Below are 25290 nucleotides of genomic sequence, written 5' to 3'. Positions count from 1 at the left end.
ACGACATGCGGAAACCGGTGTCAGCGCGGTCCGTTGGTGTTCAAGTACACCACCGGACCGTCGAACCGGCCGTGCGCGTTCATGTCCAGCAGTGCGGCCATGGCCTTCGCGGTGTAGACCGGCTCCAGCCGCATGTGCTCCCGATCCTCCGAAAGCGCCTGTGCCGTAGCTGCTTCCGGCATCGGATAGCCGTATCCCGGACCGAGGTAATCGGTGACGATATCCAGATTGCCGGTGGGGGAGAGGTTCTCGGGTAACCGTGCCCCGCGGGCCCGCAGCAGCCGCTCGGTACGGCCCGCCAGCTTGGCGAGCGCCGGTTCGTCGAGGCGCAGCGTGTCGTTCACGACCACACCCACGACCCGCGTCCGCAGTCCGGCCAGCCGCAATCCGAGTGACAGCCCCGCCGCCGTCCCGCCCGACCCGACCGGGATCACGATGTGGCCCGGCTCCGGGAGCTCCCCGGTGCGCACCTGATCCGCCAATTCCAGTGCGGCCTCGACATATCCGAGCGCGCCCACCGGGGACGACCCGCCCGCGGGCAGGAAGTAGGGCGGTCGCAGGCCGGTGAAATGCCGGGCCAGCAGATACGGAGCACTCAGGATGGTGCGCGCCTTGGTGTGGGTGAAGTGCAGCTCGGCTCCCGAGGCCCGCAATCGCTCGAGTTGCGCCCGCACATGCTCGTCGACCGGCTGATCCACCAGCGCCAGTACGGTTTTCAGCCCGTGTTCGCGCCCGTACAGCGCGGTTGCCAGTCCCCAGTTGGTGCCCAGTCCGCCCACCGTCACGATGGTGGTCCGCCGCCGGTGCAGTGCGTCGGGCAGCAGCCATTCCAGCTTGCGGACCTTGTTGCCGCCCCAGCCGCCGTCACCGAAAGCGCTGTCGTCCTTGAGCCAGATGTCCGCGCCCGCCGTGTCGAGCGCCTCCAGTCTCCGCACCGGCGTCGGGCCGGTCCCCAGCCTCACGTGGGGCAGGGTCCGCTGGAGCTCGGGGTAGCGGCGGTGCAGGTGCGGGGTCATCACGCCAACCCTATCGACTGTCCAGTTTTTCGACGAGTGTGGCGGGCAGCACACGGGCGCCGAATTCGCTCCTGCTACGTTCCGAACTGTCATTAACTTCGGCAAGGAGATTTCATGCCTGGTGTAACCGATCGCGTCGTCATTGTCACCGGAGCCGGTGGCGGACTGGGCCGGGAGTACGCGTTGTTGCTCGCCCGCGAGGGCGCGCTGGTCGTCGTCAACGACCTCGGCGGTGCGCGCGACGGCTCCGGATCCGGGCACAATATGGCCGACGCCGTGGTCGAGGAGATCCGTGCGGCCGGCGGCACCGCGGTCGCCAACTACGACAGCGTCGCCACCGAGGAGGGTGCGAAGGCACTGGTCCAGACCGCGATCGACAGCTTCGGTGCGGTGCACGGCGTGGTCAACAACGCGGGCATCCTGCGCGACACGAGCTTCGTGAAGATGACCCCCGAGGCCTTCGAGGCCGTGCAGCGCGTGCACCTGTTCGGCTCGTTCTACGTCACCCACGCCGCCTGGCCGCACTTCCGCGAACAGGGTTTCGGTCGCGTCGTCATGGCCACCTCCACCTCCGGCCTGTACGGCAACTTCGGCCAGGCGAATTACGGCGCAGCCAAACTCGGCCTGGTCGGCATGATGAACACCCTCGCCATCGAAGGCCGCAAGTACGACATCACCGTCAATGCCGTCGCGCCCATGGCCGCCACCCGCATGACCGCCGACATCGCCTCGGCCGAGATGCTCGAGAAGCTGCCGCCGGCCCAGGTCGCGCCCATCGTCGGCCACCTGATGAGCGAGGACTGCACCGACTCCGGCATGGTGCTGGTGGTCGGCGGCGGCTCGGTGCAGCGCGCCCAGCTGTTCGCCAACCAGCCCGTGTTCTTCAGTGAGGTCCCGACGGTGGACCAGGTGCGGGAGAATTGGAGCCGTATTACCGATATGTCCGACGCTCGGCCCGGGGTGAACCCAGCGGGCTGAGCCTGCCCGAGGAGCCTCGCCATGAGCGAGAACACGTGGGACGCACTGATTGTCGGAGCCGGAGCGGGCGGGCTGTGCGCGGCCGCCCGGCTCTCGCACCACGGCTACCGCACCCTGGTGGTCGAACGCCTGGACCGGATCGGCGGACGAGCCTCCACCACCGAACTCGACGGTTTCATCGTCAACACCGGCGCGGTGGTCGTCGAACTCGGCGGCATCACCGAACGGACCTTCGAGGAGGTGGGCGCGAAATTCGAAGTGCGCCCGGCGGATCCGCCGATCCTGTACCGCATCAACGGCCGTGACGTGGATGTCACCAGCGGCGGCTGGGGGCTGCTCATCTCCCAGCTGACCCGCCAGGGGGCCAAGCTGCTCACCGGAATCGGCGCGGCCCGCGCCGACGGCGGGCTGCCCGACCGGGAACTGTCCACCGCCGACTGGGTGCGGCGATACACCAAAAATGATGCGGTGCAAGGCATCTTCCGCAATATGTGCGGCTCGATCTTCGCCGTCGGTTCCGAGGAGCTCCCCGCGCGCGTATTCCTCACCTACTTCACCCGCGCGTCCGCGTTCAAGAAGCTCGGTTTCTGCCCGGAGGGCACCATCGGCATCTGGAAGGCCTTGGCGGAGGTGGTGGAACGCAATGGGGGACAGGTGCGTCTGGGCAGCGAGGTGCAGCAGCTGCTCGTCGAGGACGATCGCGTCGTCGGGGCGCGCATCCGGCACGAGGGTGAAACCTCCGATGTCTCCTGCGCTTTCGCGGTCAGCGACATCGGCCCGTCGGCCACACTGGATCTCGTTGGCCCCGAACACTTTCCGTCCGACTATGTCGGCTCGGTGCTGCAACGCGATCTGCCCTGCGCCATGATCTCGGTCAACTTCGCCAGCCGGGAACCGCTCATCGACGCGCCCGGCCTGCTCAGCTTCGCCCGCACCAGGCGGCTGTGCTACGTCGCCAACTTCACCGCCACCTGCCCGGAGATGGCCCCCGAGGGCTGGCACCTCTACGTCGGCACCGGGGTGCCCAAGCCATCGGTGGGCGACTTCGACTCCGAGGCCGAAACCGCGCTCGTGCTCCAGGATCTGCGCGAGGAGATCCCGGGCTTCGACACGGCCCGCATCCTGTCCATCGCCGTCACCCGCGACGACTGGCCACCCCAGCGCACGGTCGCCGGCTACGACCTACCCCACGACACCCCGATCGCGAATCTCTGGAACGTCGGCGACGCGGTCAAGGAGTACGCCAACGGCGGCATCACCGCCTGCACCGAGACCGCGAAGATCGTCGTCGACGAGATCATCGCCAGCGGCATCGGACGCCGCGCGTCCTGAGTTCGCCGGACCCGCTCAGCCGAGCTGCTCGGTAATTCCGGGGAGCCGGTCCACCATGGCCACAACGTAATCCGCGACGATCCCGATCAGGACGGGCCGCTCCACCTTCAGGCCGCCGTCGAGCCACACCAGGATCAGCTCGGCCGCGCCACCGGTGATCAGCTGAGCCAGTGCGGTCAGGGCGGTGTCGTCGCCCTCGGGAATGTCGAGCAGCACCCGCGTCTGCTCGATGAGCAGCTGCGCCACCCGGCGCATGCCCTCGAAGCGGCGGCGCATGAGCATCTCGCTGCCGTAGGCCTGCGCGAAGGCGATGTTCGCCCGACGCGGATCGTCGGTCACCGTGACGATGAGCGCCGCCACCCCGGCCCGCAGCTTCTCCTCGGGCCCGCCGGGGGTCTCGGTCATGGCCGTGCGAGCCTGCTCGAGGGCCGCGCCCTGCACCTCGTCCAGCAGCGCGGAGGCCAGCGCGTCCAGACCGGTGAAGGATTCGTAGAAGAAGCGCGGCCCCACCTTCGCCTGCTCGCACACCCCGCGCACGGTGAGCGCGGCCAGCCCCTGCGTGCCGACGATCTCGAGGGCCGCGTCCAGCAGCCGTCGCCGGCGCTGCTCCCGACGCTCGTCGGTCGTGGTGCCGCGATAGGTCCCGTTGAAAGCTCGCGTCACCCTGACAGCTTGGCACAGAAATCGGGAAACGACCGTTTACGGAAACTATCGTTTCCGCTACCGTTGAGGCATGGCTGTGCGAAAAGCCGTGGTGAACCACCGAATTCAGTGCCGCGCCGCCGGGGTGCTGGAGCGCTATCCCAGCGTGCCGCGGGCACTCGCGACACCGCCGCCGGGCAGCGGGCTCGAGCCGGTGATGGGTGACTACGGCCCACCCGGCATCGGCCACGTGGTGAGCACCCTCGCCGACCCCCTCACCTTCGGCCGCGACCGCATGCGCCGCTACGGCCCCGTGCAGTGGATGGGCGTCTTCGGGCGGCAGGTGGTGGGCATCGGCAGCCCGGCCGCCGTGGAGGAGGTGCTGCTGGACCGCAAGCACGTGCTCTCCGCGCAACAGGGCTGGGAATTCCTCATCGGCCCGTTCTTCCGCGGCGGAATCCTGCTGCGCGACTTCGACGATCACGCCTACCACCGCCGTATCCTGCAGCAGGCCTTCACCCGCCCGCGGCTCATCGGCTACCTCAACCTCACCACCCCGCGCATTGTGCGCGGCGTCGACTCCTGGCAACCCGCCCCCGATTTCCCGCTCTACGACCACGTCAAGCGCATGCTGCTGGAACAGGCCACCGTGGTCTTCGCGGGCGCGGAACTCGGTCCCGAGGGCACCCGCCTGTCCCAGGCCTTCGAGGACGCCGTGCACGGCGGCAAGGCCATCATCCGCACCAATATGCCCGGCGGCGTGTGGAATCGGGGCCTGCGCGGCCGCCGGCTGCTCGAGGACTACTTCCGCCGGGAACTGCCCGCCAAGCGCGCCGGCGACGGCGAGGACCTGTTCAGCGTGCTCTGCCACGCCGAGACCGAGGACGGCGAATCCTTCACCGACGCCGACATCGTCGACCACATGATCTTCGTCATGATGGCCGCCCACGACACCAGCACCCTGGCCATCTCCATGCTGGCCTACGAGCTGGCCCGGCACCCGGAATGGCAGCAGCGGCTGCGCGAGGAATCGGAGGCGCTGGGCAAGCCCACCCTCGACTACGCCGACCTGGACCGGCTGCCCGCCCTGGAGATGGCCTTCCGTGAGACCCTGCGCATGTACGCCCCGGTCGGCCAGATGGTGCGAGAAGCGCTGGAGGACACCGAGATCGCCGGGTACTTCATCCCCAAGGGCGCGCTGATCATGGTCGGCTCGTATTCGATGATGCGCAGCGAGGAGTACTGGCACGACCCGGACGTGTTCGATCCGGAACGCTTCGATCCCGCACGCGCCGAGGACAAGTCGCACCGCTTCGCCTGGCCGCCCTTCGGTGGCGGCGCGCACAAGTGCATCGGCCGGTACTTCGGCGGCATGACCGTCAAGGCCACCATGCACCGCATGCTGCTGAACTACCGCTGGAGTGTGCCGGACGGCTATCAGGTGCCCCTGGTCGCCGGTACCGGCCCGACGCCGGCGGACGGCCTGCCGATCCGCCTGCGCCGGCTCTGAACCTCACCCGCCCCCGGCGACCGCCGAATGGCGGCTCACCGGACGTCGCGCGGAATCCCGAGTTCGATATCCAGATAGCGCAATTCCGGATCGCGGCGGCGGCCGTTGCGGAACGCCCGGAACACCAGATCCTGCGGATGCCCGACGGTGAACACCTCGGTGAAGGTGGCCACCGTCCGCCGCGGCGCGCCCTCCAGGCTGGGATTGAACCCGGCCTTGGCGAGCGGCCCCTCCCAGATGAGCGCCGCCCCGCCGGGCACGCTGTGCGGGGCGAAACTCCAGCCCAGCTCGCGCATGCGCCGGTCGAACTCGCCCGCGCCCAGGCCGGCCACATCCCAGCCGCTGGCCTCGTTGAAAAGCTGCCTGCCGTGCAGGAATTGGACGAAGCAGGGATCCGGGCCGGGGTGCGGGGTGCTGAGGTTGATCACCCCGTCCCACGGCAGCGTGGTCAGCGCCCAGTCCAGCCTGTCCTCGAAGTCGGCCCAGTTCGAACACACCACCGGCGCCTCGCGCTCGCTGGGGCGGTCGGCGGGCAGGCCGTAGCTGCCGCTGCCGGGCGCGTCCATGCTCCAGGTGGCGAAACGCAGCCGGTCCCCGTCCATGTCGAGCCCGTCGCGCAACACCGCCACCACGGATTCGGCCACCCCGCGCCGATGATCGACCGACTCCCCGCGCTGCCATCCAGTGCTCCATTCGCGTGCCAGCCGCGGCTGCTGGTGCACCCGCTGCATGGCCCGCCACTGCGGATCCGGTGCGGTGGCATCGGATTCCGAGGGCAGCGGCACCGGATCCCAGGTGCCGTCGGGCTGGGCGCGCAGCACGGTCAGCAGCGCCTCGGCCTCGGCGGCGTCGTCGGGGACGGCGATCAGCACCTCGATCTCGGTGCCCTGCTGCGCGAAATGCACACGGCGGCCGGTGAGTTCGTCACGAATCTGAACGAAACGTGGGTTCCATCCGAGTCCGGACTCGTCGGCGTCCTCGTCCTCCTCGAGAAAAAACGGCATCCATTCGAGCAGCACATCCCATCCCTGCGAACCCACCTTGCCTCCCTCCGGGTTCTCGCCAAACTACCCCCCGGCCACCTTTCGTGCCCGCCGGTGGGTACCGGCCAGGCAGTGCACTGTGGTAGAACCTGTTCTAGTTTTTCCACCTGAAGGACCGCGAATGAACTGGTACACCGGCAATACCGTCTACGACACCGTGCTCACGATCGCTTTCGCGTTCGCAGCTTTCGTGCTGATCGGCGGCCTCTTCGGGCAGAGTCCCTACGGCCGCTTCGCCACCGCCAAACTCGGACTCAATCTCAATCCGAAGCTCGGCTGGTGGTTGATGGAGATTCCGGCCACCGTGGTCTTCGCCGTCGCGTACCTCAGCGGTCCGCGCCGCTTCGAGCCGACTTCCCTGGTGCTGGCGGCCATCTGGATTCTGCACTACGGCAACCGCGGCTGGTTCTTCCCCCTCTCCATTCGCCAAGTGCCCGGCAAGACCAGCAGTTTCAATGTTTCCGTGCTCGGCATGGGCATGTTCGTGACCGCGTTGCACGGCTACCTCAATGGTGCGCTCTTCAGCCACGATTATCTCGGGCAGTACGGCACGGACTGGCTGACCGACCCGCGCTTCATCATCGGGCTGATCGTCTACCTCTGCGGTTTCGCGCTACTGGTGAGCTCGGAGGGGATCGTCCGGAATCTTCGCGACAAGAACAACCCGGGGGCAACGGAATACAAGATCCCGTACGGTCTGGGATTCCGATTCGTCACCAGCCCCACCTATCTCGGCGAACTGGTCGCCTGGGCCGGATTCGCCATTCTCACCTGGGCGCTGCCCGGCGTGGTCATCTTCCTGATCACCTTCGGCAACCTGGTGCCGCGCGCCTTCGCCACCCACACCTGGTACCGGGAGAAGTTCGAGGACTACCCGGCGGAGCGAAAAGCGCTGGTGCCGTTCGTCATCTAGGGTCGCCGAGCGCGCCGTGGCGCAGCGCCTTGTCGCGGTACATGGCGACGTCCACGGCGTGCATGAGCTCGTCGATGGCGGTGGAATCGGTGTCCACCAGCGCGGTGCCGATGCTCGCGCCCACCTGCACCAGCAGCCCCGCCACGTCGAACGGATCGCGCAGCGCGGCCAGCAGGCCGTCCGCGACGGTGTCCAATTCGTCCTGACCTGAGCAGTTTTCGACCAGGACGATGAACTCGTCACCGCCCAGCCGCGCCGCCACCCCGTTCGGCGGCAGGGCCCGGCGCAGCCGCTGGCCCACCTCGCACAGCACCCGGTCGCCGGCGGTGTGGCCGCGGCGGTCGTTGATCTCCTTGAAGCCGTCCAGATCCAGGTAGCAGACCCCGACCTGGCCCGTGGCCGCGGCGAGACGGTCGAAGAACAGCAGGCGGTTGGGCAGGCCGGTGAGCGAATCGTGGTGGGCGTCGTACCAGAGCTGATCGGCGAGCTGCTTGCGGTCGGTGACGTCGACGGTGACGCCGATCAGGAAGCGCGGCTTACCTTCGCTGTCGCGGACCACCGTCATGGACAGGTCGATGATGGTGTGCGTGCCGTCCGGCTTGGTGTGCCGGGTCTCGAAGCGGAAGCGGTCGATCTCACCGGAGAGCAGGCGCTGGAACAGGGAGAACGCCTCACCGATGTTCTCGGGGCCGAGAATGTCGGCCACGGTGCGGCCGGGCATGGACTCGGCGGGGACGCCCAGGGTTTCGGCGAAGGCATTGTTGACGTCGACCACCTTGCCGGTGGCGGCATCGACGGTGCCGATGCCCACCGACGCCCCCGCGAAGATGGCCTGGAACCGCGCCTCCGACAGCTGCCGGCGTGCCTCGGCCTCCTGGACCGCGGTGAGGGCGGCGCCGAGTGTCGTCTCCTGTTCGGCCAGCGCCACATTGCGCAGCCCGGCGGTGAACTCGGCGGCGAATTCCGCGGCCAGCTCGATGGCGCGATCGCGGACCGGCCCGTAATCCGCGCAGCCGGGGTCGGGGCAGGCGTCGGTCACCAGGTCCTTGCACAGCACCAGTACCGACCGGTGCACGGCCAGCGGGTCGCGGTAGTTGGCGGCCACCAGGGCGACCGCCGCCTCCCGTGCCACCGACATGTCCCCGGTGCCGCGCACGGCCGCGATCAGGCGGTCACCGAAACCGTCGAGCAGGTCCTCCACCTGGGCCCGGGTGAGCGTCGGCGCGACCGCGCCATCGAGAGCGTCGGCCCATCGGACCGCCAACTCGTGTGCTGCCACCGGTGACCCCCTGCCCCTGACTCGTCCGAACCACTCAGGCCTTGCGGCCCACACCCGCCAGTCCTAGCGAACGGCCCGGCGCCTCATGCTGGTCACGCTCGGATTCCGGCCGCCACAGCGGCAATTCCACCACACCGGGCTCGACCGGCTCCCACTTGCCGAACAACGCGGCGATCTCGTCGCGGCTGCGGAACTGCAGTCCTATCTTGCTGACATTGTGCGAGTTCTCCACCAGCTTCGCCGCGTCGTCCGGCCGCGTGGCCGAGGTGAGATGCGAAATCGCGACGTAACTGCCGACGGGCACGGCGTCGTGGAGTGCGTTGACCTTGTCGATGGGGGCGTAGTCATCGCTCATCAGGTGCAGGACCGCAATGAGAAGGATGCCGACAGGCTGGTCGAAATCAATGATGCCGGTGCCCCGCGCCTGCTCCAGCAGCGCCGCGGGCTCGCGTAGGTCGGCCTCGATAGCCCCGGCCCGGTCATTGCCCCGCAGGATGGCGCGGGAGTGGGCGACGGCCACCGGATCGATATCGACGTAGAGCACCCGGCACTCCGGATCGATGGCCTGCGCCACCTCGTGCACATTGCCCGCGGTCGGAATGCCGGAACCGATGTCGAGGAACTGCCGCACTCCCGAATCCATCAGGAAGCGCACCGCGCGCCGCAGGAAGGCCCGATTGCTCAGCGCCAGCCGCGGCAGGTCGGGGACCAGCGACTTGCCCGCCGCGGCGGCCTGCCGATCGATCTCGAAATTGTGCGAGCCGCCCAGTAGCGCGTCGTACATGCGCGCGGGGCTGGGCCGGGTCATGTCCACGCCCTCCGGGGCCCATTCCGGTCGTTCCATCCCGAATCCCTCCTTGCCGCAACGGTCGAGCCCCGCCGGCGGTGCGAGCGGGTCAAGATCCGGGCAAATCCGGTGTTCGGGATCACCCGGACGGTGTTACGCGAATGTTAGTCCCCGTTCACCAGAAACCTTGCAGCGATACCACTCTCGCCCTGAGGTGGGAGAATGCTCACCCGGCGGTTGACGCCGCGCAGGTGCTGTGCGTGAGCGGGGGCACGCAGACCCCGGTCACATCCGCGAGCAGCAGCCGCGCGCCGAAGGCCAGTGAGCACAGCGCGATCGCGCCGAAGGCCAGCACCCACAGCAGGCCCGGGATCCGGGTCAGGTGGGCCAGCTGGTCGGCGTCGGAGTTCGGCTCGTGGGCGCGATTGCGCTGCAGCTCGATCACCGGCCGCACCGCCGCCAGCAGCAGGAACCAGGCCGCCAGATACGCCAGCGCCGCCTGGGTGGTGTCGCTGCCGAACCAGGACACCGCGAACACCACGCCGCCGGTCACCAGGATCGACAGCAGGCCGTACCAGTTGCGCACCTTCACCAGCAGCACCAGCAGCAGCGCGATGGTCAGCCACAGCATGAGCGTGAGGCGATGCGCGCCCAGCAGCGCCGCGTAGGCCAGTCCCAGCAGCGCGGGCGCAGGGTAGCCGGCCGCGGTCGTCAGGATCATGCCGAGTCCATAGGGTTTCCCGCTCGACACCGTGAGTCCGGAAGTGTCCGAATGCAATCGGATGCCGTTGAGTCGCCGCCCGGTGAGCAGCGCCGTGAACGCGTGCCCGCCCTCGTGGGCGATGGTCACCGCATTGCGCAGAATCCGCCACGTCGGCCGGAACGCCACCAGCAGCAGCGCCACCACACCGGTCCCGACCACCAGCTGCCACGGCGGCGGTGACTGTGTGGTGGACAGCCGATCCACGACCGTGCTGCCCCGCTGAACGAATTCCGCTGTATTCACCGCCGCACCCTATCGACTCCGGCCGAGAGCGACCACAGCTCGCGGCTCGGCGGCCGGCCGGCCCGGCCGCGCACCGGTTCGGATCCGCCGGGCCGCGGCGGAGCGGAGCGGAAGGGGCACAGGCGGATTCAGTTCACGAAGATGTCAGGTCCCGGACGGCGGATATCAACGCGCACAGCCGTTTTGGGGACTACTCTGCCCATCGGCAGTGACACCGGGTGCCCGTCCGGTACTGCCCGGGTGGGTCTCGTCGGTATCCCGAGGCATGGTCCCCGAATAGTCGATGCCGCCGGAAACCCATCCCCTGCTCCGGCGGCATCGCCGGGCAGGGGTCTGTCGGTTTCGCCGGCCGCGGTTCAGGCGGCGCGGGGCCTCGGATCCGGAGTGGTTTCGTGCTTGGCGTCGGCGCTCGCGCCCGGCGCCCGCTGGGCGCGCAGCCGGAAGGCGATGCATTCCAGCAGTTCGCGGGTGTGCACCGGCAGGAGCAGGCATTCCGAAGCACCCGCGGCCAGGATCGTTTCCAGGGATTCGGGATTGTGGTCGGTGCTGAGCGCGATGATGGGCGCGGTGGTCCGCGCGCGCAGCTCGCGGCACAGCTCGGCCGCCGCGACATCGGGCACCGCCCGGTCCAGCAGGATGACATCGGGTTTCAGGCGGTCCTGGGTGCGCAGGGCCTGCCGTCCGCTGGCGGTCTGGAAGGTGTGGTAGCCCGCCGCGGCGAGCACCAGCACCGTCATCTCGGCGACGGCCGGATTGCTCTCGACCACCAGGATCTTCGCCGGCGCGGTGGCCCGCTCACCCTGTGGTGAGCGCGCGTGTGCCGTTGTTGTCGATTTCTGGACTCTGTTCATGATTGCGGTCCTCCGCTCGGCGGGATCCCCCGACCCATGCCGTCAACCGTCGAGCGAAACATCACCACGTGGGCAATTCGTTCCGACTTTGCCCTTTGTGCAATCGACGGAACCCGACGCTATCTCGTTGCCGGTCCGTTATGCCAGGAAAATGTAGGAATTTGCCAAATGATAGCTGAAGCCTTCTCGGCTCGACCGGCGGTCGTTCATCTGTTGTACACTTCGAATTCACCGACCGGTTGGCTTTGTGGCCAGGTGCAATGGTGAAGGCCCGAAGAGGATCACCCGCTCGGGACCGGTATCGGCAGGATTATCCGCTCTCACTGGGAGACCACGGCACGACGCTGCCATAGCGGATCAATTGCCCGTAGTGCTGCGGCTCGGCCGGTTTCCATGCGAGGTCGAGTAGCTGTGCTGCGGCCTGCGCCGGAGTGGCTGCGCGGGTGACATCCCACCACAGCGCCGAGGTGGGTGTGTTCATCATCCCCGGGCACACGGCGGCGATCAGGATGTCGCGGGCGAGGTCACTGTCGCGGCGGGTGCCGGCGAGGGCACGGACCGCGGCCACCTGCCCGATCTTGGACGGGATGTTCACGAAACCGGGCCAGGCCTCGCCGCGCGCACTGCCGTCGGCCACGGCGTCGCGCCACGCGGCGACCTGGGCATCCACCTCGTCGAGCGAGGTCAGGCCGTCGAAGCGGTCGTGCAGGACCGGGGCGAGATGGTGCAGGGTGCCCAGCCGGCTGGCGACCACGAACAGGCGGCCGCCCGCGCGCAGCAGCGGGGCGAAGGCGCGCAGCAGCCGGGTGGTGCCGAAGTTGTTGACCTCCGCGTAGTCGGCGACGATCCGGCGCGGGTCGTCGTCGGGTCCGACCCGCATGACGGCATTGCCGAACACGATGTCGATGCCGCCGTGGCGGTTTCGCAGTTCGGCGGCGAGGCGGTCGGCCGCGTACGGGTCGGCAACGTCGAGGAGTTCGCCCCGGACCTGGGCGTCGCCCGCGGGCACGCTCTCCACGGCGTGCATCACCCGGTCCAGGTTCCGGCCGGTGAGATAGACGGTGTCCGCCGGGCTCAGCCGCTGAGCGAGCCCTTCGGCCAGCGCCAGCCCGAGGCCCTGGGTGGCGCCCGTGACGAGAGCGATTGCAGGGCTTGTCATTCGGATCCTCCGATCGTGCGTATCCGGCTCATGTCAACCACGCTAGAAAGGGCCCGGGCATGTGGCCAGCGAGAATCTCTCAGACGTGGTATGCGTAAATGTCATGGCCTTCGGTGATGCGTCCCTGACCGCGCTGCGTGTCTTCCGGGAGGTGGCCGAACGCGGAACGCTCACCGCCGCGGCGACCGCGCTCGGGTACACCCAGTCGGCGGTATCGCGGCAGATCGCTGCGCTGGAGCGGGCGGCGGGCACCGCGCTGCTGCAGCGGCGCCACGACGGGGTGCGGCTGACGCCCGCCGGGCAGGTGGTGGCGCGGCGCGCGGCCGCGGTGATCGACCAGATGGACGCCACCGCAAGGGAATTGGCCGGACTGCCGGAGGATCGGGCCAGCGTGCGGTTGGGCTGGTTCCCGACGGCCGGGGCCTGGCTGGTGCCGCACGCGCTGACCGAGTTGCGGCGTACACATCCGGGGATCATCGTGATCACCCGAGAGGGCCGCACGCCCGCGCTGGTCCGAGCGCTGCGCGCGGGCACGATCGATCTCGCGCTGGTGTCCTCGGCGCCGCCGTTCCGCCCGCTGGACGGCGAGATTCCCGCTCTGCTGACGCAGGTCCTCGCGGAACGCCCACTGCTGGTGGCGGTTCCGGCGGACCACCCGCTCGCGCGGGGCGACTACATCGACGTGCACGACCTGCACGGCCGGCACTGGATCGCGGGCTCGCACGGTGAGCACGCCATGGGCGTCTGGCCCGGGCTCGGCGAACGCCCCGAGATCGTCCACACCGCCCACGACTGGCTCGCCAAACTGCAGCTCGTCGCCTCCGGCGCCGGGATCACCACCATCCCCGCCTCCGCGCGCCCGGCCCTGCCCGCGGGCGTCCGGGCCCTCCCGGTCCGGGGCGGCCCCACCGAAACCCGCCGACTGCTGCTGGCCCGCCTGCCCACACCCATGCCCGACCCGGCCGCCCGTCTCGCTGCCGCCCTCCGCACCGCCGCTCTGGGCTGACGCCCGCCCGTGGCACGGGTACTGGTGCGGGTGGCTTCATTCCCGTTGCAGCACTGTGCCTCCCGGGTGCGGCCGCCTGACTGCGACGCTCCGAACGGTCAGAGGGCTTCGAGGATCATGGCGTTGGCCTGGCGTGTGCGATTGGCTCGGCGTCGGCTCGCGGGAGTGCCGGAGTCAGGACGGTTTGTTGTGTCCGATCCCCGGGGCGACGTCTCGCCATTCGCGCGCCCAGGCGGCGTGGTGGCGGTGCAGAAGGATGCGGTCGGCACACCAGACCAGAACGGTTGCGCCGCAGCAGGTTGCGATCACTGTCAGGACGGCGGTGTCGATGCCCTGGACCACCGCGTCGGACGTGGGGCGCGGCGCGGTGGTGGCCCGGCCCGAGGAGTCCAGCCACTGGGTCACGGTGCTGCCCCGCTTCGCCGAGTTCGGGACGACGACCACGGCGATATCGTTGCGGCCGTGGAAATTCCACGCCACGGTGGCCTGCGGCGGTCCGGACGCCACCACCCCCGGGCCGACCGGAACCGCGATGCGGAGGGGATCGGAGACGACCGTGGCCGTCACCGCGGTTTTGGCGGCGTTCTCGGCGCGGATGTGCGCGCCGGTGGTGGCGGCGGCCGAGATTCCCACGACGACCGCCAGCGGAATGGATGCCACGGCCACGAGCACCGCGACCATCCGCCAGGCCGCCTGCAGACGGTCCGAGGAGCGCATCAGCCGATTGCGGCTCCACGGAGCGGGCCGGTGGATCCGAATGGGTAGCGACGCCGAGCGCGGCATCGTCGTTCGCCTCCTGCCTCGATGGATCAATCGCGGCCGAGAGCATGCGCGAGCTGAGCCTTGGACATGCTGGAGCGGCCCTTGATATTACGCTGCTTGGCCTCGTTGTAGAGCTGGTCCCGGGTGAGGCCCCTGGGACCCCGGCGCCCGGAGCGCTGGCCACCGCGCTGCTGCGGTGACTTGCCCTCGAGCGAGGTCCGGCTGGCGGTCCTGGTCTCACCGGCGCGGGCCCGGTTCTTGTTCACCGTGCGAGAACCGATCTCCCTGGCGCGCTTCGGGGATGCGCCGCGGTCCTCAGCGGAATCGCGGATGTGTTCGTACTGACGTTCCTCTTTGTCGGTCCATTCCTTGGGCATGATCGCGCCTTTCGGTCAGGGGAGGGGGTGCCATCGGCTTCTTATGTCCCTTCGATGCCGCGATACCCGGAGAGGGCGTGGCGAAACGGGCTGGAAGTAGCCGCCGCGGCGGTCAGATGGCACACTGAATGCAGGTTGAGACTCCAGCCGATCCCGATCCCCCATGCCTTCTCACAGTTCGAGCGTGTCGTCGATACGACCCGAGCTCGGAGTCTGTCGTCGAGGCGGATCGGCCACTCCCTGCTGGGAGGTATGTCATGTCAACGGTGTCCCTCGCACATAGCCACGTTGCGAATGAGATACCCGGCCGCCGCTCGCGCCGCACGCCCAATGGGAACGGACGGCCGACCGCTGGGACCGGATCCACCGATTGCCTCATCATTACGGTCACGGGCGAACTCGACATGAACGGGTTGCCCGCGTTCCGGACCGCGCTGTCCGTCGCCGTCGATGCCGCGCCGCCCACGGTGATCGTGGATCTGCGTCGTACGCGATTTCTGAGTGTGCGCAGTGCGGTCGTGCTGCTCGATGCTGTTCAGCGTGCCACCCGGTGTGGTGTCGGCATTCTCGTACCGAACGCGCCGCGCGCCGTCGAACGAGTACTCGACGTGACCGGGGTAAGGACCCTGGTCCATCGCGAGCAGGACCTGTCGAGCAACTGATCGGCAGATCCGGCGCGGGCCTGCTGTCGACCGTGCACGAGCAAATACCCGATCGATGAGTTCCGCCGGTTTCCCGACCGCTTCGCGGGGTACGCGATGAATGAAAACGGGGACCGACCGCAAACGGGATTGATTCGATGGGGTGGTGACCGATGAGTGAATCGCCGCAGGGTGACAGGCTCGGCGAGGGCCGAGCGCCGAGCCCGGTATTCACCGACCAGCAGAACAACGGTAACGCGCACCGGTTCATCGACTCCGCGGCGCTGGCGTCGCCCGCGCTGACCGGTCGGGTGGCGCTGCGGATCCCGGCCGACGCCGGGCAACTGGCGATGCTGCGCGCGCTCGCCGAAACCATCATGCTCACAGCCGATTTCACGATCGACGTGGTGACCGATGTGCGGGTCGCACTGGACGAGGTGGCGACGACGTTGATCGCGGCCGCCGTGCCGGACGCCTCGGTCGAGTGTGAATTCCGGTTCGACGAACAGCGGATCCGGGTGCGCGTGGGCGCGGTGACCGAGAGCGATGCCGGATTGATCGAGCACAGCTTCGGCTGGCATTTCGTGGAGACACTGACCGATTCGATCGCGGTGAACAGTGCGGAATTCGACGGGATGCAGTGCGGGTACCCGGTCGTCGTGGAGCTCACCCGGCTCCGTGGGGAAACTCTCCCGGGCTGACCGGGGCAGGAATTCGTTCGGTGTCCCAGCGTCACGATTCGACGATCTCGGATGACGAAGGGTCAGCCGGGCAGTCCGGCGCGCCGACCGACAACGGTTTCAGCGCGCGGGACGTCGTCCGTCCGGGTCTGGTGATCGGTGCGCTGGGGGTGGTGTTCGGCGACATCGGAACCAGCCCGATCTATACCCTGCGAACGGTGTTCGATCCGTCGGATCCGCACCCGGTCCCGGTGGATCCTGTCAATGTGTACGGCGTTGTGTCACTGGTGTTCTGGTCGGTGCTGATCATCGTGACGGTGACCTATGTGCTGCTGGCGATGCGAGCCGACAATGACGGCGAGGGCGGGATCATGGCGCTGATCACGCTGGTGCGGCGTTGGGCCGCGCGCGGCCGGCGCCCGGCGGCCGTCCTGGCGGCGCTCGGAATCTTCGGCGCGGCACTGTTCTTCGGCGACAGCATGATCACCCCGGCCATCTCGGTGCTGTCCGCGGTCGAGGGACTCGAGGTGGTGGAACCGCCGCTGGCGAAGGCCGTCGTACCGATCACCGCGCTGATCATCGTGCTGCTGTTCGTGTTTCAGCATCGTGGGACGGCGTCGGTGGGCCGGCTGTTCGGTCCGATGATGGTGGTGTGGTTCCTCGCGATCGGAGCGTGCGGCATCGGCGGGATCCGGCAGCAGCCGGGGATCCTGAAGGCGTTGTGGCCGGGCTATGCGCTCGGCTTCCTCGCCGGGCACTTCGCCATCGCCTTCTTCGCACTGGCCGCCATCGTGCTGGCGGTCACCGGGGCGGAGGCGCTGTATGCGGATCTGGGGCACTTCGGTCGCCGATCCATCACTACCGCTTGGCTTTTCCTGGTGCTGCCCGCCTGTCTGCTCAGCTACTTCGGGCAGGCCGCCCTGGTGCTCGGGACCCGCGGGCACGTCGTGAGCCCATTCTTCCTGCTGGTCCCGGGCTGGGGGCGATTGCCGATGGTCGCGCTGGCCACCGCAGCGACGGTGATCGCCTCCCAGGCGGTGATCACGGGCGCGTACTCGGTGGCCTCGCAGGCCGCCCGGATAGGGTATCTGCCGCGGCTGCGCATCGCGCATACCTCGGAGTCGACGCCCGGGCAGATCTACGTGCCGTGGATCAATTGGCTGCTGCTGGTCTCGGTGCTCACGCTGGTTTTCGCCTTCCGCAGTTCGACCGCGCTGGCCTTCGCGTTCGGCATGGCGGTGACCTGCACGATCACCATCACGACCCTGCTGCTCGGTTACCTCGCGCACGCGAAATGGCGACTGCCGCTGTGGCTGGTCGTCGCGGTCTGGACGCCGCTGCTCGCGGTGGACCTGCTGTTCGTCGCGGCCAATCTCACCAAGCTGGTGCACGGGGCCTGGCTGCCCCTGCTGATCGGACTCGCCGCGTTCACGGTCATGACGACCTGGCAGCGCGGGCGCGAGGTGGTCGCCGACCAGCGGGACCGGCTGGAAGGCTCGCTGCGCGAGTTCGTCGACGAGCTGTGGCACGACCGGTCGCGGTTGATGATCGTCGACCGGACGGCGGTATTCCTCAACCGCGGCAAGGAAACCGTGCCGCTGGCCTTGCGCGCCAATGTCGAGCACAACGGTGTCCGCCATCGCCAGACCGTCATCGCGTCGGTCGACACCGAGCCGGTGCCACGGGTTTCGCCGAACGACCGCGTGCGGATCGATCACCTCGGCTACCGCGACGACGGCATCGTCCACGTGACCGTGCGGGTCGGCTATATGGAACACCCCGATGTCCCGGCAGCGCTGGCCGGGCTGGATCCGGACGAGACAGAAGGCGAACTCGACCTCGACCGAGCGTCCTACTTCCTGTCCGAGATCGAGTTGCGCGCCGCGGCCGAACCCGTCATGTCCCGATGGCGCACCAGGCTTTTCATCGCCATCAGTTATATCTCGGCCGACGTCGCCGACTACTTCCGACTGCCCCGCCACCGCACGGTGGTCCTGGGCGAGCGGATCGAGGTGTGACGCCGCGGATCAGCGTCCGCTGAGGCTCGGGCAGCGCGGTTCGCCGCCGCGCGGCCCTTCCGCGGGGCTGGGCGTTGGGGTCAGCTGGATGCGCGGGAACGGGTGGCGGGCACGGGCGGGGCCGGATGGAGCTCGTAGACCGCGTATGCGGTGCCCAGCACGGGCTGGGCCACATTGCGGACCGGTATCCCACCGGGCGTTTCGCCGTGCTCGGTGCCCGCGTGGGCGTGGCCGTGCAGGGCGAGGTCGGCGCCGGCCGTGTCCATGGCCTCACCGAGCAGGTAGGAACCGAGGAAGGGATAGATCTCGCGGGGCTCGCCGGCGAGGGTGGCCTCGATGGGCGAGTAGTGGGTCAGGGCGATGCGGATATCGGTGTCGAGCGCACTCAGCGCCGTGTGCAGTGCGTTGGCGAGATCAACGGTGTGCGAGGCGAATTCCCGCATCAGGGGTTCGCCGAAGACGCTCGCGCACCGGCCCGCGAAGCCGCCGCCGAAGCCTTTCGTACCGGCGATGCCGAGCACTGTCCCGTCGATGCTGAAAGCGACGCCCGTGCCCTCGAGCACCACGATTCCGGCATCCGCGAGGACGGCGGCGACCTCCTCCGCCGCATCCCCGTGATAGTCGTGGTTGCCGAGTACTGCCGCAACCGGGATGCCGAGCCCGGAGAGCTCGCGCGCGGCGACCTGGGCCTCGGCCACGGTGCCGCACTTCGTCAGATCCCCGGCGAGGAGCAGGACATCCGCGTGCCGGTGCAGGTCCTCGAGCGCGGGACGGTACAGGCCCTGGGAATCGGTGCCAATGTGTACATCACCAACGGCCGCTATCCGCATGTGCCACTGTCCTTTCCCGGGTCACGTCCCGAGCGTTTCGATGGTCCCGGGTGTCCTCGGCGGGGTCACGCGGACCTCGTTGCGGATTCGGGATTCGGGAAGTTGTTCGCGTACAACGAGTTCCACCTGCCGTCGGCGCTCCTCGGTGGTCACCACGCCGGTCAGCACCACGATGCCGGCCTTGAGCCGCACCTGGACGCCGAGCTCGGAGGTCCGGGGATCCTCGGCCAGCGCTCGATGGACGTGCGCCGTGTCATATTGCGGGAATTCGCTCATGACGGCACTCCGATCACCTCGAGATCGGCCAGCAGGCCGAGGAATGCGCGGGCGTAGGGCGAGTGCCGGGTCTGTGTGCGCACCTCGGTCCAGTCGACCTGCTCACGCAGGTCCCGGGCGATCCGGAGCAGCGGCGCCAGATCCAGCCGGTGCGCGTCGAACACCAGCATCTTGTCGATCATCAGATCGGTTCCGCTGATGACCGGCGCCACCGCGGGCCCGACGCGCATGACCTCGGCGCGATCCAGCATCTCGTCGGTGACCTCGCGATCGCTGGGGCGGTAGATCAGATCGATCAGGACGTCCCCGTCGTATGCCTTGGTGAGCCAGTCCTCCGGGGCGTCGGCGATGCGCAAACCGCCCGCGACCAGGGCGCTGCGGGCCCGGGAGACATCGGCGGGCTTGATGAACAGGTCCACATCGTGTTCGGATGCCGGACCGCCGCGGGCGTACGCCGCGCACCCGCCGGCCACCGCGAATCGGATATCGGTCTGCGCGAGCGTGTTCACCGCCCTGGTCAGCGCGTGCAGCAGTTTGTCGACGGAGGTCGCCATAGTGGCGCGGTACCCACTGCGGCCTCGATCAATCACTGCTCGACCGCCAATTCCTCGGCGGTGCGGTCGGTCGTGGCTGATCCCAACTGCAGGCCTTCGATGATCTGGTGCGGCTACTTCCCGTGCACGAGTGCGCAGAGAAAGAGGTCGTGCATCCGGCCGTGTCGGCAGAGCAGCAACGCCCAGCCCGCCGCGTCTCGCGGGATCCGCACCGAAATCCCCTGGCCTGCAACCGAACAGGCCGGGGGACTTCGTAGTGATAGCGACCTCCGGCGACCTGATCTTCCTCAGGTAGGCAGGTTGACGGGGTGCCGGTGGCAGCCCTCCAGGGTGGCATTCGCCAACTCGGTGACGACATCGCCGACGTCTCGACGCATCCGGAAGGCGCCGAGTTGGCGTCGCGCGCCATTGCCGCGGGCGAGAACGGTTCGGAGGGTGCTGGTGACGAAGTCGCGGTCACCCAACTCCTCGAGTGCCGGCCCGACGTGATCGACGAGTTCGGCGAGTAGCGCGCGAACCGGCATGACACTGCCGTTCATAGGGTAGACACCGTTGCCGTCGATGCCGGTACGAGCAGCCTTCCAGTACGCCGCGCGCAGCAATTCATGCTGGACCGGGGGTGCGATGATCCCTTGCTCCAATGAATTTCGCGCGGTCATCACCGTGGCTCGCACCAGAGTGGCGAGCAGGGCGGTCTCCTCGACCGTGGCGGGGATGTCGCTGACCCGGATCTCGACGGTCGGATAGTTCAAGGACGGACGGACGTCCCAGTACACCATCGTCTCGTCGAGAATGGAGCCGCTCGAAATCATCATGGCGACCAGGGCGTCGTAATCCGCCGTCGACGCGAAATAGGGTGGAGGTCCGGCGCTGGGCCAGCGTTGCCACAGAATGTTTCGCCAACTGGCGAACCCGCTGTCGACGCTGCGGTAGATGGCGGAATTCGCCGTCAGTGCCAGGAACAGCGGCAACCAGGGGCGCACGAAGTTGCTGACCTGGAGGGCTGTTTCTCGATCCGGTACCGCGACGTGGACATGGCAGCCGCAGAGCCCCTGCTCGTGGGCGAGCAGGCCGAAATGTTGCTCGATGCGCCGGTAGCGGGGTGTGTCGGTGAACGGGAACTGGTGCGGAACGGTCGGCGGAATGGCCACCGCGAGCAGGCGAGCGCCGTTCTGCTCGGCGCAGGATGTCACACCGAGACGTAACGCGCGCAATTCCTGAATCAACTCGGCAGTGCTGGAGTGCACGCGGGTATTGGTCTCCACCTGGCATCGGGTGAGTTCCAGCTTCAGGTCGATCCCGCTCTCGGCGGCGGTCCGTGCCACCTCTGCGTTGTTCGCGGCGGGCGCACCCGTCACAGGGTCCGCAAGCAGGAATTCTTCCTCAACGCCGACGGTCGACTGTGCCGCGTCCATTGCCATGAGGTTACTCGCGGGTCCCGTGTCGCTCGTCCGGAACACCATGGAACGGCCCTGTTAGGCCTGTACTCGGCGGGGTATCCGGTCGTCGAGAGAGAAGGAAATATCGCGACTGCCCGAATCTGGAACCTACGTCGGCAGTGGGGTGGTCGAACAAGGAGATGCGAAGTGAGAACGTACGCAAACGACCGCCGGCTGTGGCGTGGGGGACGACGCACGAGTGCGGGCAGCCTCATCATGGTGCTGGTGCTCGCGTGGCTGGTCATCGGTGCCGTGGCCGCAGGTCAACGGCACTATTACGACAGCGCGCCATCCAACTGCGCAAACGCCGGAACAATCGCGGTGACCATCATCGCGGGCCCGCTGAACTACCTCGGTGTGAACCCGAAGATCGCCAATTGCCATGTCAATGTGCCGCAGCCCAGTCAATGAGTAACCCCGTCAGGCCGGTGTGGCGGCGAATTGACGCTCGCCGGACCTGTTCCGCGAGAAATCGAGGGGACAGCGATGACATCGCGCGCGAAATTATGGCGCCGGGTCGGCATCATCGCGCGGGCCGACAATGCACCCGGAAGCGTGCAGCCGACCACGGAACTGCTTCTTGCGCACAAGCATTCGGAAGACCGGGAACAGGTCGCCGGCATCATCGCCCGTTCGGTCGAGAACGCGGAGCCGTTCTGCAGTCGTCACCGCATCATCGACACCGCCGGCGGAAACCAACATAAAATTGCGTCTGCTCGCGACCCAGCTGGTCGCGGATCTGCCTTCGATCACCGATTCGAGTGTCGGGCTGCGGACGAGGTTCGACCATCTACTGCTGACGCTCCACGAACGTGTTCGATCCACGCCATTCGTCGAAGGCTGTTGATTCCACGGTGTTTCCTGCCTCGCAGGACGAGCGGTATCCCCTGACCTGCAAGCGAAATCGAAGAGATCAGGGGATGCCGGGTGTTGCGCTGATGTGGTCGATCGTCGGCCGCATGTGTTCGTCTGTCTTTACGAAATGTCCTGCGGCGAACGGTGGATCACCAATAGTGGGAGCGCCCGCCGATCGGGCGGCCGGCCATGCCGAGCAGCCAGGCCGCTGCGCCGACGAGCATCAGGATGACGCCGATGGTCGTCAGGATCGAGAGGCCGAAGACAATTCCCACGATCAGCAGAATAAGGCCCAGGATGATCATGATTATTCCTTTGTTGGGCGATTGATGCATTCATGCTGTTCCCGGCGCACGGGCGCTCAAACTCGGGTTACCGAAATTTTGCTGAGCGGCGAAATATCTGCTGCCGCAGCGCTTGATCTCGGTGGTCGCGGGTAATCGGGTCCAATGAGAGGCGGCCGGAATGAAACCGCTACCGAGCAGCTGGATCGGAACTGGAACAGCCTGATGCAGGAGTTGCGCGTGGTGCAGACGGGCGTGCAGTTGCTGACCGGATTCCTGCTGACGATCCCGTTTCAGAATCGGTTCGGAACGCTGTCCGAGCCACTGCGTGTGCTGTATCTGGTGATCGTCGCCGCTTCGATCGGTGCCACCATCTGCCTGGTGGCGCCGGTCGCCGCGCATCGGATGCTGTTCCGGCGACATCGGATCGAGAATGTCGTGAATGCCGCTCACCGTTACGCCATCGTGGGGCTGGGGCTGTTCGGTATCGCGCTCACCGGGGTGGCCGTGCTCATTTTCGACACCGTCGGTGGTACCTGGGCGGGGATTGTGGCAGGAATTGTTTTCGGCTCGCTGTTCGCGGCGATATGGGTGGTGCATCCCTGGCATCAGCACCGTGGCAAAAGCGCCTGACCTGGTAATTTGCGGCCAATTGCGAAGAAGGCGTTCAATGGTGCGTGGACTGGGTACCCCTTCTTCATGCAGTTCAGCCGAATATGGGGTGATTCCGATGACGGGTGACAGCTACGACGATATCGAGCCGCTGCTCAAACAACTGACCGTCGCCGTCGAAACCGATGCTCCCGAGCGAAATGCCCTGCGAGAGGAAGCGATAGATCGCTGCCTGCCGCTGGCCGATCACATCGCACGCAAGTTTTCCGGCCGCGGCGAGGCATTCGAAGACCTGCTCCAGGTCGCACGGCTCGGGCTGATCCAATCCATCGATCGTTTCGATGTGTATCGCGGCTCCCGCTTCCTGTCCTTCGCGGTCCCGACCATCATGGGTGAAGTCCGCCGCTACTTCCGTGACAGCACCTGGGCCGTGCGGGTGCCGCGGCGAATCAAGGAGACCCAGGTCCGGCTGGGCACCGCCATCGAGACCTTGGCGCAGCGCCTGGGCCGGATGCCGAAGGCCCGCGAACTGGCCGCCGAGCTGGAGGTCGATCCGGAAGAGCTGACACAGGCGCTGCTGGCGTCCAACGCCTACCAGAGCGCCTCATTGGAAGCGGCCTGCCCGGATGACGGGGAGAACACTCCACTGGCGATGTTGGACGCGCTGGGGGCCGAAGAGACCGGCTACGAACACGTGGACCAGCTGCTCGCGGTCCGTCCGCTCATCGCCGAGCTGCCGGATCGGGAGCGCCAGGTCCTGGTGATGCGATTCTTCGAGTCGATGACTCAGAATCAGATAGCCGCACGCCTCGGCGTCTCGCAGATGCAGGTATCGCGCATTCTGACCCGGACCCTCGGGCAGCTCCGCGCCGAATCCCTCGCGAATTGAGCTGGTGACCGACCTCGCCGGGGTGGCGCGCGTCGCCCCGGCGGATGTCAGAAGCCGACCAATCCCCCCGGCGGATGTCAGAAGCCGACCAATCCCGAAGCCAGGTCCGGGAATTGGATCGCCTGCACGGCCGCGTCGCGGACGTCCGGGCAGGTGGCGGTGGTGGTCTGGTCGATGACGGAACGATTGCGCATCACCGCGAAATTCACGCCGTTGTTGCGCAACGCCCAATCCTGAACGGTGGCATTGAATTTCAGCCGTGCCTCGGTGGGGCCGTCGGCGCGCCACTTGTCGACCTCGGACCGGATCATGTCGCAGAGCTCCTTCGCGGCATCCGCGGTGATGGTGGGCCCGCCGGACGACTGCCCGGAGGGCTGCGGCGCACCGGTTCCCGGAACGTCCGGCGCGGTGCTGTTCGCGCAGCCGGCGGCGACGGCGACCGCCGTCGCCGCCGCGCACAGCCACAAACCCGTTCGGGCCGTTCGGGATACGACGTGCTGAGACGTCATGACGTCGGCTCCTGTCATCGTGTCCGGCCGGCGGCGTCGCGAGCCGCGTCCGCGGCCTGCTCGCCGCGTTCCCGCGCGGCCCGTGCGAGCCGCCCGCCGCGCTTGCGCGCGGTGGTGGCGAGCTGTGCACCCTGCTCCCGCGCTGTTTCGGCGAGCTGTGCCCCCTGCTCCCGCACGGTCTCCGCGAGCGGCCCGCCGTGTTCCCGTGCGCTCTCGGCGAGGTGGCCGCCGTGCTCACGCGCCGCCTCGAGAAGTTGGCCACCGCGATCGGAGGCGGTCCTGCCCCACTGGGCGCCGACATCACGGGTGGTCTCCGCGAGCTGTTCGCCGCGGTGCTGTGCCGCCTCGGCGAGGCGTTCACCCCGATCACGCACTGCCGCAACGAGTTCGGGACCATGCTCGCGGGCGGACTCGGCGAGGCGTTCGCCCTGCTCCCGGAGCGTCGCGGCCAGTTCCGGTCCGTGTTCCTTCGCGGCATCGGCGAGCTGGGCGACGCGATCATGGGCCGGGCCGGTTTCCGAGTGGAGCTTGTCGAGAGCGCGACGGCCGCGCCAGCCGAGCGAGGGCTTGCCCTGCCGATCGGTGGAGGCGATGAGCAGGCCGCCCAGCAGGCTCACATCCTTCAGCAGCGCAGTGCGTTTCGCCGCGCGCCGCTCCGGGTCCTCCTCGGTCCAGTATCCCGGTTCGGACAGCGCCGCGGGGACCACGGTCGCGGCGAGCACCGCGGTGGACAGCCGCGGCAGCTTCCCGAGCGCCAGCAGCACACCGCCGCCGATGCGGACCGCCGCATTGATCCGGACCACGCGCCCCGGATCGTCGGGCAGGTACTTCGCCAGCTGTGGCGGGAGCTTCTGCTCGCCCTTCTGCACCGCGGCGGTCGCGGTCTTGACCCGGGGATCCGGATTGGTGAGAGTGTCGATTCCGTCGACGACGAAGACGGTCGCGAGCATGGGGTGGGCAATTCGCCGCAGCATGGTGGACTCCTTTCCGGAAGACTTGCCTTACGTGGGCTCGACGTTGTCGCTGTTCCCGGCACACCTCC

The 25290-nt window shown here is 68.0% G+C and carries 29 protein-coding genes; 11 read left to right on the top strand and 18 right to left on the bottom strand.

Translation table 11 applies throughout. From position 1 onward, the window contains the following. Nucleotides 1-20: 20 nt before the first annotated feature. The gene (locus tag ACFXHE_RS20245; RefSeq protein ID WP_379385104.1) at nucleotides 21-1016 is read right to left on the bottom strand and encodes a 1-aminocyclopropane-1-carboxylate deaminase/D-cysteine desulfhydrase; all 996 of its coding nucleotides are present in this window, start codon (nucleotides 1014-1016) and stop codon (nucleotides 21-23) included. 114 nt (nucleotides 1017-1130) lie between these two features. Between ACFXHE_RS20245 and ACFXHE_RS20240 the strand changes: the two genes are divergently transcribed. After that, the gene (locus tag ACFXHE_RS20240; RefSeq protein WP_379385102.1) at nucleotides 1131-1994 is read left to right on the top strand and encodes an SDR family oxidoreductase; all 864 of its coding nucleotides are present in this window, start codon (nucleotides 1131-1133) and stop codon (nucleotides 1992-1994) included. A gap of 21 nt (nucleotides 1995-2015) precedes the next feature. Further along, the gene (locus ACFXHE_RS20235) at nucleotides 2016-3326 is read left to right on the top strand and encodes a phytoene desaturase family protein (RefSeq protein WP_379385100.1); all 1311 of its coding nucleotides are present in this window, start codon (nucleotides 2016-2018) and stop codon (nucleotides 3324-3326) included. 15 nt (nucleotides 3327-3341) lie between these two features. Here ACFXHE_RS20235 and ACFXHE_RS20230 read toward each other — a convergent pair whose 3' ends face one another. After that, a complete protein-coding gene (locus tag ACFXHE_RS20230; RefSeq protein WP_379385098.1) occupies nucleotides 3342-3989 on the bottom strand; it encodes a TetR/AcrR family transcriptional regulator in 648 nt (215 codons plus the stop codon). Between the two features lie 70 nt (nucleotides 3990-4059). On the opposite strand from ACFXHE_RS20230, the gene ACFXHE_RS20225 reads away from it, so the two are divergent. Continuing rightward, the gene (locus ACFXHE_RS20225) at nucleotides 4060-5478 is read left to right on the top strand and encodes a cytochrome P450 (protein WP_379385096.1); all 1419 of its coding nucleotides are present in this window, start codon (nucleotides 4060-4062) and stop codon (nucleotides 5476-5478) included. Between the two features lie 35 nt (nucleotides 5479-5513). Here the strand turns inward: ACFXHE_RS20225 and ACFXHE_RS20220 are convergent, their stop codons facing one another. Beyond that, a complete protein-coding gene (locus ACFXHE_RS20220) occupies nucleotides 5514-6518 on the bottom strand; it encodes a hypothetical protein (protein WP_379385094.1) in 1005 nt (334 codons plus the stop codon). A gap of 124 nt (nucleotides 6519-6642) precedes the next feature. Here ACFXHE_RS20220 and ACFXHE_RS20215 point away from each other — a divergent pair, with 124 nt between their 5' ends. Beyond that, nucleotides 6643-7434, top strand: a complete 792-nt coding sequence (locus ACFXHE_RS20215; RefSeq protein WP_364616770.1) for a 3-oxo-5-alpha-steroid 4-dehydrogenase — start codon at nucleotides 6643-6645, stop codon at nucleotides 7432-7434. On the opposite strand, the gene ACFXHE_RS20210 is transcribed toward ACFXHE_RS20215, so the two are convergent. The 5 genes from ACFXHE_RS20210 to ACFXHE_RS20190 form a co-directional block, all read right to left on the bottom strand. Next, nucleotides 7427-8713, bottom strand: a complete 1287-nt coding sequence (locus tag ACFXHE_RS20210) for a diguanylate cyclase domain-containing protein (RefSeq protein WP_379385092.1) — start codon at nucleotides 8711-8713, stop codon at nucleotides 7427-7429. The genes ACFXHE_RS20215 and ACFXHE_RS20210 overlap by 8 nt on opposite strands. Before the next feature lie 34 nt (nucleotides 8714-8747). Next, the gene (locus ACFXHE_RS20205) at nucleotides 8748-9557 is read right to left on the bottom strand and encodes an SAM-dependent methyltransferase (RefSeq protein ID WP_379385090.1); all 810 of its coding nucleotides are present in this window, start codon (nucleotides 9555-9557) and stop codon (nucleotides 8748-8750) included. A 169-nt stretch (nucleotides 9558-9726) separates the two neighbouring features. Further along, entirely contained in the window at nucleotides 9727-10506 is a 780-nt protein-coding gene (locus tag ACFXHE_RS20200; RefSeq protein ID WP_354846495.1) for a M50 family metallopeptidase, read from the bottom strand. A 356-nt stretch (nucleotides 10507-10862) separates the two neighbouring features. After that, nucleotides 10863-11357 carry a response regulator transcription factor gene (locus tag ACFXHE_RS20195; protein ID WP_379385088.1) on the bottom strand — a complete coding sequence of 165 codons (495 nt, stop codon included), beginning with the start codon at nucleotides 11355-11357 and terminating at the stop codon, nucleotides 10863-10865. 310 nt (nucleotides 11358-11667) lie between these two features. Then, entirely contained in the window at nucleotides 11668-12516 is an 849-nt protein-coding gene (locus ACFXHE_RS20190) for an SDR family NAD(P)-dependent oxidoreductase (RefSeq protein ID WP_379385086.1), read from the bottom strand. 103 nt (nucleotides 12517-12619) lie between these two features. Between ACFXHE_RS20190 and ACFXHE_RS20185 the strand changes: the two genes are divergently transcribed. Then, entirely contained in the window at nucleotides 12620-13522 is a 903-nt protein-coding gene (locus ACFXHE_RS20185) for a LysR family transcriptional regulator (protein ID WP_379385084.1), read from the top strand. Between the two features lie 174 nt (nucleotides 13523-13696). On the opposite strand, the gene ACFXHE_RS20180 is transcribed toward ACFXHE_RS20185, so the two are convergent. Beyond that, entirely contained in the window at nucleotides 13697-14305 is a 609-nt protein-coding gene (locus ACFXHE_RS20180) for a hypothetical protein (RefSeq protein WP_379385082.1), read from the bottom strand. A gap of 26 nt (nucleotides 14306-14331) precedes the next feature. After that, nucleotides 14332-14661 (bottom strand): plasmid stabilization protein, encoded by a 330-nt coding sequence (locus tag ACFXHE_RS20175; RefSeq protein WP_379385080.1) that lies wholly within the window; start codon nucleotides 14659-14661, stop codon nucleotides 14332-14334. Nucleotides 14662-14789: 128 nt separating this feature from the next. Between ACFXHE_RS20175 and ACFXHE_RS20170 the strand changes: the two genes are divergently transcribed. The 3 genes from ACFXHE_RS20170 to ACFXHE_RS20160 all read left to right on the top strand — a co-directional run bounded on the left by ACFXHE_RS20170 (nucleotide 14790) and on the right by ACFXHE_RS20160 (nucleotide 18000). Continuing rightward, nucleotides 14790-15323: an STAS domain-containing protein gene (locus ACFXHE_RS20170; RefSeq protein ID WP_379385078.1), complete on the top strand. Its 534-nt coding sequence runs from the start codon at nucleotides 14790-14792 to the stop codon at nucleotides 15321-15323. 152 nt (nucleotides 15324-15475) lie between these two features. Beyond that, complete coding sequence (locus ACFXHE_RS20165; RefSeq protein ID WP_379385076.1) at nucleotides 15476-16003, top strand: ATP-binding protein; 528 nt, start codon at nucleotides 15476-15478, stop codon at nucleotides 16001-16003. A gap of 131 nt (nucleotides 16004-16134) precedes the next feature. Beyond that, nucleotides 16135-18000: a potassium transporter Kup gene (locus ACFXHE_RS20160; RefSeq protein ID WP_379385387.1), complete on the top strand. Its 1866-nt coding sequence runs from the start codon at nucleotides 16135-16137 to the stop codon at nucleotides 17998-18000. A gap of 80 nt (nucleotides 18001-18080) precedes the next feature. Here the strand turns inward: ACFXHE_RS20160 and ACFXHE_RS20155 are convergent, their stop codons facing one another. From ACFXHE_RS20155 to ACFXHE_RS20140, 4 genes are all read right to left on the bottom strand, one after another. Next, on the bottom strand, nucleotides 18081-18830 hold the full coding sequence (locus ACFXHE_RS20155; protein ID WP_379385075.1) for a metallophosphoesterase: 750 nt from the start codon (nucleotides 18828-18830) through the stop codon (nucleotides 18081-18083). A 21-nt stretch (nucleotides 18831-18851) separates the two neighbouring features. Next, a complete protein-coding gene (locus ACFXHE_RS20150) occupies nucleotides 18852-19106 on the bottom strand; it encodes a BON domain-containing protein (protein ID WP_379385073.1) in 255 nt (84 codons plus the stop codon). Next, complete coding sequence (locus ACFXHE_RS20145; RefSeq protein ID WP_379385071.1) at nucleotides 19103-19660, bottom strand: hypothetical protein; 558 nt, start codon at nucleotides 19658-19660, stop codon at nucleotides 19103-19105. The genes ACFXHE_RS20150 and ACFXHE_RS20145 overlap by 4 nt, the downstream gene beginning before the upstream one ends. Before the next feature lie 287 nt (nucleotides 19661-19947). Next, complete coding sequence (locus ACFXHE_RS20140; protein WP_379385069.1) at nucleotides 19948-21075, bottom strand: glutamate--cysteine ligase; 1128 nt, start codon at nucleotides 21073-21075, stop codon at nucleotides 19948-19950. 240 nt (nucleotides 21076-21315) lie between these two features. Here ACFXHE_RS20140 and ACFXHE_RS20135 point away from each other — a divergent pair, with 240 nt between their 5' ends. Continuing rightward, nucleotides 21316-21510 (top strand): hypothetical protein, encoded by a 195-nt coding sequence (locus tag ACFXHE_RS20135; RefSeq protein ID WP_379385385.1) that lies wholly within the window; start codon nucleotides 21316-21318, stop codon nucleotides 21508-21510. Between the two features lie 93 nt (nucleotides 21511-21603). Here ACFXHE_RS20135 and ACFXHE_RS20130 read toward each other — a convergent pair whose 3' ends face one another. Together ACFXHE_RS20130 and ACFXHE_RS20125 are read right to left on the bottom strand one after the other, a co-directional pair. After that, complete coding sequence (locus ACFXHE_RS20130) at nucleotides 21604-21852, bottom strand: hypothetical protein (RefSeq protein ID WP_379385067.1); 249 nt, start codon at nucleotides 21850-21852, stop codon at nucleotides 21604-21606. Nucleotides 21853-22103: 251 nt separating this feature from the next. Then, the gene (locus ACFXHE_RS20125; RefSeq protein WP_354850610.1) at nucleotides 22104-22259 is read right to left on the bottom strand and encodes a hypothetical protein; all 156 of its coding nucleotides are present in this window, start codon (nucleotides 22257-22259) and stop codon (nucleotides 22104-22106) included. A gap of 144 nt (nucleotides 22260-22403) precedes the next feature. On the opposite strand from ACFXHE_RS20125, the gene ACFXHE_RS20120 reads away from it, so the two are divergent. After that, nucleotides 22404-22871: a DUF6328 family protein gene (locus ACFXHE_RS20120; RefSeq protein ID WP_379385065.1), complete on the top strand. Its 468-nt coding sequence runs from the start codon at nucleotides 22404-22406 to the stop codon at nucleotides 22869-22871. 97 nt (nucleotides 22872-22968) lie between these two features. Continuing rightward, nucleotides 22969-23739 (top strand): RNA polymerase sigma factor SigF, encoded by a 771-nt coding sequence (locus tag ACFXHE_RS20115; protein WP_379385063.1) that lies wholly within the window; start codon nucleotides 22969-22971, stop codon nucleotides 23737-23739. Nucleotides 23740-23816: 77 nt separating this feature from the next. Here the strand turns inward: ACFXHE_RS20115 and ACFXHE_RS20110 are convergent, their stop codons facing one another. Both ACFXHE_RS20110 and ACFXHE_RS20105 read right to left on the bottom strand, forming a co-directional pair. After that, nucleotides 23817-24248 (bottom strand): hypothetical protein, encoded by a 432-nt coding sequence (locus ACFXHE_RS20110; protein ID WP_379385061.1) that lies wholly within the window; start codon nucleotides 24246-24248, stop codon nucleotides 23817-23819. Nucleotides 24249-24262: 14 nt separating this feature from the next. Next, nucleotides 24263-25222 (bottom strand): DoxX family membrane protein, encoded by a 960-nt coding sequence (locus ACFXHE_RS20105; protein WP_379385059.1) that lies wholly within the window; start codon nucleotides 25220-25222, stop codon nucleotides 24263-24265. Nucleotides 25223-25290 lie beyond the last annotated feature (68 nt).

It is taken from the genome of Nocardia sp. NPDC059229, assembly GCF_042754165.1.
Classification (GTDB): Bacteria; Actinomycetota; Actinomycetes; order Mycobacteriales; family Mycobacteriaceae; genus Nocardia.
Note: the sequence above shows the minus strand (reverse complement) of the source record. Positions and strands in the feature narration are given on the sequence as shown.